The sequence below is a fragment of the [Clostridium] ultunense DSM 10521 genome, from assembly GCF_000511955.1.
GTDB classification, from domain to species: Bacteria; Bacillota; Clostridia; order Tissierellales; family Tepidimicrobiaceae; genus Schnuerera; species Schnuerera ultunensis.
This window is the reverse complement of sequence record NZ_AZSU01000003.1, coordinates 127,206-135,195: the sequence shown is the minus strand read 5'-3', so window position 1 is coordinate 135,195 and position 7,990 is coordinate 127,206. Positions and strand designations below refer to the sequence as shown.

The following is a 7,990-nucleotide window of genomic DNA, read 5'->3' as shown; positions in this document are numbered from 1 at the left end:
ACCCGCTCGCCTGGATAGGTAGCTGGGTTTTTACGATACTTAGATTTAGGATAGCTTTTTCGTTTTTTTGGTGTATTTAGCTTCATTTTCCTTATTTGTCTGCACATGGAGTCGTAAGTTCTTGTATAACCAGCATCTCTTAATTTACGATATACTTGTGCCAGACCTTCATGGCGATGATAACGGTGCTTATATCGTATTAAGCCCAATTCCTCCTGTGTATGTTGATTAGGATGAGAATGGGGTCTTCTGCTTTTATTTGCCAAAGATTTTATGGTTCCATCATACTTTTTTCTCCAACGCCATACCTGTTGGCGGCTGGTATGATATCTTCTAGCTGCTTTTGCATTGTTATTATGTTTGATTGCATATTTAACTACCCTTTGACGAAATCTCATTTCTTCTGTTATAATTGTTTTCATAGGAAAGGATCCCTCCGATATTTGTTTTTTGTGGCGAATAACATTATATCAGAGGCCTTTCCTTTTTTCATATTTTCTTGTCACAAATGTATTATCTCATATCAAATCTTTTAAACATTTTAGTTCTTTCCACTACATCTTCAGCCTCAAATATGCCAGAACCGACTACTATAATATCCAATCCACAGCGGATTACTTCTTTAGCATTATCTAATTTAATCCCCCCATCTGCCTCTAATAGAATGTTCAAATTTCTCTCATCGATAATTTGCCTCATATTCTTTATCTTTCCCTCCATAGAAGCTATAAATTTCTGTCCTCCAAACCCTGGGTTAACAGTCATTATTAGGACCAAATCTATATAATCTAATACATATTCTAGGCTATCTAAAGGTGTGGAAGGGTTTAAAGCAACTCCAGCTTTTACACCATGGGATTTAATTTCCTCTATAGTTCTATGTAGATGTATAGTAGACTCTTCATGGACAGTAATAATATCTGCTCCAGCCGCTACAAAATCCTTTATATACCTTTCAGGTCTATCTATCATCAAATGTACGTCAAAGGGTGTTTGAGTAATATCCTTTAACTTTTTTATAACAGGCGGACCAAAGGTTATATTGGGAACAAATATTCCATCCATTACATCTAAGTGGATATAGTCAGCTCCACCCCTTTCTAGTTTAAGTATTTCCTCCTTTAAATTCCCAAAATCTGCTGATAATATGGAAGGTGAAATCTTAGCCATACTAAAACCTCCTAGTATTTTTAATCTCTCCTAGAAACTGTAAATAGTTTTCATATCTTTCTTTGCTTATACTCCCTTTTTCTACTTGTCTTTTAACTTCGCAGTTTGGTTCTTTATGATGTAAACAATTAATAAATTTGCATTTGTGGCTATAGTCAAATATTTCTCTAAAATACCTACCTAAATCCTCTTCCGATTCGATAAAATCTAAATTTAAAGAGCTGAATCCAGGGGTATCAAGTACAAAGGATTGGGAATCCATATCTATTAGCTCTACATGACGGGTAGTATGTTTGCCCCTTGTGGTTTTTTTACTTACATCCCCAATCTTTAATTCCAGCCCAGGATGCATTCTATTCAACAAGGATGATTTTCCAACTCCAGAAGGTCCTGCGAAAACTGTAACATTCTTTTTTAAAATTTTCTTTAAATCCTCTATGCCTTCCCCTGATTTTGTACTAGTTTTAACTATGGGATATTCAGTTTTACCATAGATTTTATCAATCTGTTGAATTTCATCTTCTAAACTTAAATCTATCTTATTTATACATATACCAATATTTAAATTCTGATGTTCTGCCATAACTATAAATCTATCCAATAGCCAATAGTTTATATCCGGCTTTTTTATACTCATAACTATAATTGCCTGAGTCACGTTTGCTACAGGAGGTCTCATTAATTGGGATTTTCTTTCCATTATTTTTTCAATATATCCTGTATTATCCTCTTCACTTATGCGAATTAAAACATTATCTCCTATTAAAGGTGTTATTTTATCTTCTCTAAAAACACCTCTAGCTCTACATTCATAGATACCTTCTCCAGTTTTTACATAATAAAATCCACCAATCCCTTTTATAATAATACCTTCTAGCATATAAAACCTCCTATCCCTCAGGGTGAGCTATTTGATCTATAAATACGTCATCATAATAAACTTCAAATTTAGCATCTGGTTTACCTTTTACCGGTATAGTAATAGATTTGCCATCTACCTTATGAACCTTATTATATACGACTTCACTATTTCCATCTTGGATTCTTTTTACCTTGACTTCTACTTCTTCATTTTCACTTATAGGCGTTAAACTAATTTTGAAAGGAATTTCCTTATCCGTTTCAACAGGTTCTGGTTCCTCCTTTGGTCCTGTGCTAACATAGATATCTACAGCAGTATTGGTCTCTATTTCTGTGCCAGGCTCAATACTTTGCCAGAATACCAAACCTTCAGCATATTCATCATTTGTTTCTTTTTTAGTATTATCTAAAACCAATCCATACGCTACCAAAGCGTTTTTAGCCTCTTTTTCGCTAAGGCCTATAAGCTTTGGCATAATAACCAGTTTTTTCTTCGGTCCTTGGCTGACTACAACATTAACCTTTGTTCCTTCTTCCACTTCATTATAAGGGTCAGGACTTTGACTGATAACCAAATTTGCCTCTATAGTATCATGATAATCATAATCCACAAGTCCCTCTGCTAAATTCGCTTCCCTCAATAAACTATCTACTTCATTAATATTTCTATTGATTAAATTGGGAACTTTAACTAAATTCCCTCCCTTGCTTATTGTAACTTCTATTGTAAAGCCTTCTTTAACTTTTGTTCCAGCTTTAGTTCTCTGATTAACTATCTGATCCTTTTCAAACTCATTATTATATACCTCATTCACTACGCTAAACTCCAACCCCAATTTTTCGACTTCCTCCTTAGCTTCATCCTTATACATTCCCACTAAATTGGGTACTACTACTTCTGAAGATATAAAATAATCTTTAAGTTTGAAAAAGCCTAAAGCTAGAGAGCTTACCACGATAAAAGCTAATAATATAGCAAGGAATACGACTTTTAAACCTCCATCTCCCTGGCTATTCTTCTTTTTCTTCTTAGATTTTTTCATATTATTTTCATTCCCATCTTCTACCGCAGGTATTATTTGTGTTGGCGCTTCTATTATATTGGTATCCTCTAGGGATAAATCTTCATTAGCAAATTTAAACCTTTTTAAATCATTTAATAGCTCATTGGCAGTACTATATCTATCAACTTGACTCTTTTTTACACATCGCATTATGATATTCTGTAAACCTATAGGTACTGTATTATCCAAATCTCTAGGGGGAACTATCTCCTCTTGAATATGTTTTAATGCCACCGTTATAGGGCTGTCGCCTTTAAAGGGTACTTTTCCCGTAATCATTTCATACATCACTATACCAAGAGAATAAATGTCAGATTTTTCATCCGTATATCCTCCCCTAGCCTGTTCTGGCGAAAAATAATGAACAGAACCTATTACATTCGACGTATTTGTTACTGTGGAAGCTGTAGCTGCCCTTGCTATGCCAAAATCAGTTACCTTAATCCTTTCATCCTCAGTTACCATAATATTGTGAGGCTTAATATCCCTATGGACTATATGGTTTTTATGGGCATGTTCTAATGCTTCCGCAATTTGTATAGAATAATCTATGGTTTCTGCTACTGTAAGTTTGCCTTTTTCCCTAATTACATCCTTTAAAGTCTTCCCTTTAATGTATTCCATAACAATATATTGAATATCATGGCCATTCTTTTTATCTACTCCCACATCATAGATATTTACAATATTTGGATGAGAAAGACTTGCTGCTGCCTGGGATTCCCTTCTAAACTTTTTTATGAATTCTTCATCGTTAATAAATTCATCCCTTAGTATTTTAATTGCTACATTTCTATTCAAAAGCCTACACTTTGCCTTATATACAAGGGCCATGCCACCCCCGCCAATTTTTTCTATTATCTCATATCTATTACCAAGTACAGTTCCAATCATTTTTTCACCCCACTTTACTAAAATTTAATTGCCAAGACGGTAATATTATCATACCCGCCTTTATCATTAGAAAGCTTCACTAACTCATCACAAACCTTTTGCATATCCTCGTTAACAAGTAAGTACTCTTTTATCTCCTCATCCATCAACATATTGGTTAATCCATCAGTGCATAATAAAAGTATATCGCCTTTATTATTTTCTTGGACAATTAAATCTGATTCAATCTCTTTGCTAGTTCCTACGGCCCTAGTGATTATATTTCTTTGGGGATGGAGCTTTGCCTCTTCTTTACTAATGCTCCCGTTCCTTATAAGTTCTTCAACTAAAGAATGGTCCTTAGTTATTTGAGATAAGACACCTTTTCTAAATAAATAGGCTCTACTATCACCTACATGACCAATAAATATTTTTTCATTATTTTTATAAGCTAAAGTAACAGTAGTTCCCATACCTGAAAACTTTTCCTCTTCTAATGCTTTCCTATAAATTTTCTCATTAGCCTTGCTTATAGAACACACAATCTTGTCCTTAATACCGCTATCATCTAATTCTAAACGTTTTAAATCTTTTTCTAATCTTGAGCTTATTATCTCAACTGCCATCCTTGAGGCAATTTCTCCGGCTTTATGACCTCCCATCCCATCGGCAATAATAAATAAAGGATGTTCTTTATGAGAAGAAATATAATAAGCATCCTGATTAATATCCCTAATCCTTCCAATATCCGTCTTTACCCCAATCTCCATAAAAATCACCTCACTGAAAAGTTTTTCTGTCTCTATCTCTAATGTAACTCCTTCTCAACTGTCCACAGGAAGCACTAATATCACTGCCCATTTCTCTACGTATAGTAACTGGTATTCCTGCTCTTTCTAAATCTGTTCTAAACCTTTGGGCGCTCCTACCTGTCGGTCTTTCCTCATCAAACTCCTCTATCGGATTTAAAGGTATTAAATTAATATGGCAATTTAAATCTTTCAATATTTTTACTATTTCCTCCAAATCCCTATCCCTATCATTAACCCCTTCAATTAATGTATATTCAATAGTAATCCTTCTATTGGTTTGGTTATAATAGTATTTACAGCTGTTAATTATATCATTAATTGAATATCTGTTGCCAATAGGCATCATATTACTCCTTATATCATCAAGAGGTGAATGGAGGGAAATGGATAAAGTTATAGGAATCCCCTCATCTGCTAGATCATAAATCCTAGGCACCACACCACAAGTAGATAGAGTAATGTTTCTATAGCTTATGTTATGTCCCTTTTCATGATGGATTATATATAAAAATTTTAAAGTATTTTCATAATTATCTAAGGGCTCCCCACTTCCCATTAAAACTATATTGCTAATTTTTTTATTTAAATCCTTCTCCATACTATATATCTGATTTACCATTTCTGACGGACTTAGGTTTCTAATAAATCCTTCCTTGGTGGAAGCACAGAAAGAGCATCCCATCTTACAGCCTACCTGAGTAGAAATACAGACAGTTAGACCATGTTTATATTCCATTACTACTCCCTCTATTATATTATTATCCTCCAACAAGAATAGATATTTTTTAGTATTATCTATATTTGAATCAAATCTTTTCAAAACTTCAATATTGTTTACCCTTCCAAATTTTTTTAGCTTGTCCCGTAATCCAATGGAAAATACAGAAATATCTTCAATCTTATGGCCATAATTCCTATGGAAAAAAGTAAATAACTGTTCTCCACGATACCCTTTCTCACCAATGCCAACCATAAACTTTTCCAATTCTTTTAAGGTTAAACTATTTAATTCGATTTTATCCAAAAAATTCACCTCATATTTATTCCTAATTTTATATTATATCATACTAAATAGAAATTTAATCATTCTTCTTTTGTATTCTTGCAATAAAAAACCCATCGGTACCATGAATATGAGGAAACAACTGAACGTACCCATCTTTAACCGTATCAATATTTTCTATAGAATCCACTGAATCTTCAAACCCCGATAATCTAAATTCTTTATTATCCTTTAAAAACTCATTGACTACATCCACATTTTCTTCCCTTCCTATGGTACATGTACTATAGATAATAGTACCTCCTGGTCTCACATAATGTTTAGCTATATTCAATATATTTATTTGGATTTCCTTTAGACCCCTAATATCCTCCTCTTTCCTATTCCACTTAATATCGGGTTTCCTCCTGATAATTCCCAATCCAGAGCAAGGAGCATCTAAAATACAATAATCCACTTTTCCCACCATTGATTTATCTAAATCCAAAGCATTAAATATTTCTATTTCTATGATATCAATTCCTAATCTACCGAAATTTTCTCTCACCAAATCCAATTTATGATCATATATATCCCTGCTTATTATTCTCCCTTTATTGCCCATAAGTTCTCCCATATGGGTAGATTTCCCACCGGGTGCACTACATAGGTCTAAGACCAAACTGTCTTCCTTTGGATTAGCTATTTGGCTGACCAACATACTACTCTCATCTTGGATAGTGAAATGGCCTAGTTTAAATTCTTTTACCTCAGTGATCCTAATTGGATTATCTACTATAATCCCATCTTTAGCATATTTGGTCTTATAGACCATATATCCATAATCAGATAAACTGTCCATTAATTGTTCCCTACTGGTCTTCAACCTATTTACCCTAATATTTAACCTAGGTTTATTATTATTTTCCCTACATAACTTTTCGGTAAATTCATAGCCATATTCATCAACCCATCTTTCCACCATCCATTTAGGGTGAGAATACATAATAGATAGATAAGTTATTGGATTTTTTTCCTCCACCATCATCAGACTTTCCTTATTTCTTGAAAAATTTCTCAATACACCATTTACAAAACCACTAGCCCCTTTATAACCATATTTTTTAGATAAAATGACTGCCTCATTTACAGCTGCTCTATCTGGAATTTTCTCCATAAAGGCAATTTGATATACTCCCATTCGTAAAATCTCCAAAATAGCTGGTTGAATCTTTTTGATCTTTACTTTGGATAGTTTTGAAATAATATGGTCTAAATATAGACAATTCTCTACTACTCCATAAACCAACTCCCTTATTAAGTTTTCATCTTTTACATCCATTTCATCTTTTAAAAATTTATTGATTGCATAATTAGAATATGCTCCTTTTAGCTTTATATCCATCAAAATTTTTAGCCCTATTTCCCTAGAATTCATATATAACTCTCCCTATAAAATATTTTGCCTGGACTGCGCCAGGCAAAAATATAGTCTATTCCATTTTATATAGCTAATCTCTCCTTCTACCAAATATAGATAAAAGCCTCAATAGCTGGCCCAAAGCAACTAAGGTTGCTGCAACATAGGTTAGGGCAGCAGCATTTAATACTTCTTTAGAAGAATCTAATTCATCTCTATAAACTATACCATTTTCTAACTGGTATAATGCTCTTTTACTAGCATTAAATTCCACTGGCAGAGTAATAACTTGGAATAAAACTACTGCCACATAGAGTAGTATTCCTACCTCTATTAAAAATGGACTAATTACCAAACCCAATAATATTAAAATCCAAACAAATCGTGAACCTATACTTGCAATAGGTGCAATATTGTTTCTTAAAATAAGTGGAAAATAACCTTCATCATGCTGGATTGCATGCCCAACCTCATGAGCCGCTACAGACACAGCTGCAACAGAATGGCCATTATATACATTTCTTGACAATCTAATAACTTTAGACCTAGGGTCATAATGATCTGTTAGATTCCCGCCTACCTGTTCAATCCTAACATCATGCAGTCCATTCCTATCCAATATTATTCTTGCAACTTCACTACCAGTATAGCCAGAGCCACTCTGCACCCTTAAATACTTATTAAAAGATGAAGTAACCTTTAATTGAGCATACATAGCTAATAATAAAGCAGGCATTAAAATTAAGAACCAGGTTCCTCCAACTCCACCATAATATCCACCATAATACATACTATCCCCTCCTGAAAT

General features: G+C 33.6%; 8 protein-coding genes. All 8 read right to left on the bottom strand.

Annotation, left to right across the window (positions count from 1 at the left end; translation table 11 throughout):
* Positions 1 to 422, bottom strand: a 422-nt coding sequence (locus CUL_RS0107725) for a helix-turn-helix domain-containing protein (RefSeq protein WP_025641037.1), incomplete at its 3' end; no start/stop codon positions are given.
* A gap of 91 nt (positions 423 to 513) precedes the next feature.
* Positions 514 to 1,170 carry a ribulose-phosphate 3-epimerase gene (gene rpe, locus CUL_RS0107720; protein ID WP_025641036.1) on the bottom strand — a complete coding sequence of 219 codons (657 nt, stop codon included), beginning with the start codon at positions 1,168 to 1,170 and terminating at the stop codon, positions 514 to 516.
* A 1-nt stretch (position 1,171) separates the two neighbouring features.
* Complete coding sequence (rsgA, locus tag CUL_RS0107715; RefSeq protein ID WP_005586164.1) at positions 1,172 to 2,050, bottom strand: ribosome small subunit-dependent GTPase A; 879 nt, start codon at positions 2,048 to 2,050, stop codon at positions 1,172 to 1,174.
* Positions 2,051 to 2,060: 10 nt separating this feature from the next.
* Positions 2,061 to 3,989, bottom strand: a complete 1,929-nt coding sequence (gene pknB / locus CUL_RS0107710; protein WP_005586163.1) for a Stk1 family PASTA domain-containing Ser/Thr kinase — start codon at positions 3,987 to 3,989, stop codon at positions 2,061 to 2,063.
* Positions 3,990 to 4,006: 17 nt separating this feature from the next.
* Positions 4,007 to 4,738 (bottom strand): Stp1/IreP family PP2C-type Ser/Thr phosphatase, encoded by a 732-nt coding sequence (locus tag CUL_RS0107705; protein ID WP_005586162.1) that lies wholly within the window; start codon positions 4,736 to 4,738, stop codon positions 4,007 to 4,009.
* 10 nt (positions 4,739 to 4,748) lie between these two features.
* Positions 4,749 to 5,804 carry a dual-specificity RNA methyltransferase RlmN gene (gene rlmN / locus CUL_RS0107700; RefSeq protein ID WP_025641035.1) on the bottom strand — a complete coding sequence of 352 codons (1,056 nt, stop codon included), beginning with the start codon at positions 5,802 to 5,804 and terminating at the stop codon, positions 4,749 to 4,751.
* A 55-nt stretch (positions 5,805 to 5,859) separates the two neighbouring features.
* Positions 5,860 to 7,200, bottom strand: coding sequence for a 16S rRNA (cytosine(967)-C(5))-methyltransferase RsmB (gene rsmB, locus CUL_RS0107695; RefSeq protein ID WP_005586160.1), 1,341 nt, complete (start codon positions 7,198 to 7,200; stop codon positions 5,860 to 5,862).
* 73 nt (positions 7,201 to 7,273) lie between these two features.
* On the bottom strand, positions 7,274 to 7,972 hold the full coding sequence (locus tag CUL_RS0107690) for a zinc metallopeptidase (RefSeq protein WP_005586159.1): 699 nt from the start codon (positions 7,970 to 7,972) through the stop codon (positions 7,274 to 7,276).
* Positions 7,973 to 7,990 lie beyond the last annotated feature (18 nt).

Coding starts and splice junctions, on each gene's coding strand:
- rpe (WP_025641036.1), bottom strand. CDS start 1,170: ATGGCTAAGATTTCACCTTCCATATTATCAGCAGATTTTGGGAATTTA.
- rsgA (WP_005586164.1), bottom strand. CDS start 2,050: ATGCTAGAAGGTATTATTATAAAAGGGATTGGTGGATTTTATTATGTA.
- pknB (WP_005586163.1), bottom strand. CDS start 3,989: ATGATTGGAACTGTACTTGGTAATAGATATGAGATAATAGAAAAAATT.
- CUL_RS0107705 (WP_005586162.1), bottom strand. CDS start 4,738: ATGGAGATTGGGGTAAAGACGGATATTGGAAGGATTAGGGATATTAAT.
- rsmB (WP_005586160.1), bottom strand. CDS start 7,200: ATGAATTCTAGGGAAATAGGGCTAAAAATTTTGATGGATATAAAGCTA.
- CUL_RS0107690 (WP_005586159.1), bottom strand. CDS start 7,972: ATGTATTATGGTGGATATTATGGTGGAGTTGGAGGAACCTGGTTCTTA.